The following is a 1,294-nucleotide window of genomic DNA, read 5'->3' on the forward strand; positions in this document are numbered from 1 at the left end:
GCAGGACTTCCACGGCCAACTGGTGGTAGGCAACCACAGCCCTATGCATTCCGCCATCACTTCGCCTACGCCAACCTGCAACGGTGGATGAAAGACGGCACTGATGTCACCGCGATGCTGCCCTACCTGGCCCGTTACATGGGGCTGTTAGGCGGCTCCGCGTTTGGCGGTGGGGGCGTCATCTTTGGTGGCGGCCAGGGTTTTTCTCGCGAGGTCTTGATTTAGCGCGGTGGGCGGCATCAGGCTGACGATGACCTGTTAAAAACGAACGGCCAGCGTGCAAGTTTCGAAGCATCACGCCAGCCGTTCTCACGCGATAGGACCGCGCTGATGCTTACGGTAAGTCACCACGTCGATGCTGTCGAGTCTGATCTGGCTGCTGGGCGCCTGACCTGTCCTGGGTGTCGGGGTGTGCTGCGGCCTTGGGGGTGGGCCCGGGGTCGCAGGATCCGCCACGGCAGTGGCCCCAGCCACCAGGTCCGGGCCCATCGTCCCCGCCGAGCCCGCTGTGCGGGATGTGCGGGGACCCATGTGCTTCTGGGCATGGAATTGGCGTCCCGGCGTGCTGATGCGGCGGCGGTGATCGCCTCCGCGGTGGAGGCTAAGACCACCGGTGCTGGTCACCGCCGGATCGCCGCCCAGCTGGGCCGACCGGTCTCGACGGTGCGTGGCTGGCTGCGGGCTTTCACGGCCTCGGCTGAATCGATCAGGGAGGCGTTTACGCTTTTGCTCCACCGCGATGGCGCTGATGCTGCCAGCCTCTGGCCCGCCCCTGTGACCACCCCGGCCGGGCAGGCATTGGCGGCTGTGGCCGCATACGCCGAGGTGCTCACCGACCGGTTGGCCATCGTCAGGCTGGCCTGGCACAGTGCCGGGCTGGCGGCGGCTGGTCCAGGGTTCTTCAACCCCGGCCGCTGGTCCTCAGGTATCCAACACCAGTTGGCCCTTACGCCCGGGGCTGTGGGCGGCGAAGGTGGGGAAAGCGCCGGCTGAACACCAGCCGGGGTCATCATCTTGGGGTGATGTTGATTCCCCTTCACTGTTGCCAGGGAGGCAGACCTATGACTGAAGCCGTACCTCAGCGCGGGCGGCTGGCCCGTAAAGACCGAGCAGAGAAGATCGCGTTGCACCGTTACCAGCTCATCCGGGCTGCTGCGGATCAGACCTTGAGTACCCGTCAGCGCGGCCCGATGGTCCGGGCCCTGGCCGCGGCCGAACACGTTGGTCCTGATGGCCATCCGGTGCGCTATTCCCGAGAGACCTGGACGGGGGTGTCAATTAGTTTGTGTACCGG

The 1,294-nt window shown here is 65.8% G+C and carries 2 protein-coding genes and 1 pseudogene; all 3 read left to right on the plus strand.

What is annotated here, in order from left to right:
- Nucleotides 1-225: pseudogene (locus FEF27_RS13525) on the plus strand (hypothetical protein); the annotation flags it as partial.
- A 318-nt stretch (nucleotides 226-543) separates the two neighbouring features.
- Entirely contained in the window at nucleotides 544-993 is a 450-nt protein-coding gene (locus FEF27_RS13010; protein WP_138171308.1) for a helix-turn-helix domain-containing protein, read from the plus strand.
- A 68-nt stretch (nucleotides 994-1,061) separates the two neighbouring features.
- Nucleotides 1,062-1,294: hypothetical protein (locus FEF27_RS13530; protein WP_208009920.1), on the plus strand; the 233-nt coding region annotated here is incomplete at its 3' end.

Origin of the sequence: Nesterenkonia sphaerica (genome assembly GCF_005771565.1) — a bacterium.
In the GTDB taxonomy this organism is placed as follows: Bacteria; Actinomycetota; Actinomycetes; order Actinomycetales; family Micrococcaceae; genus Nesterenkonia; species Nesterenkonia sphaerica.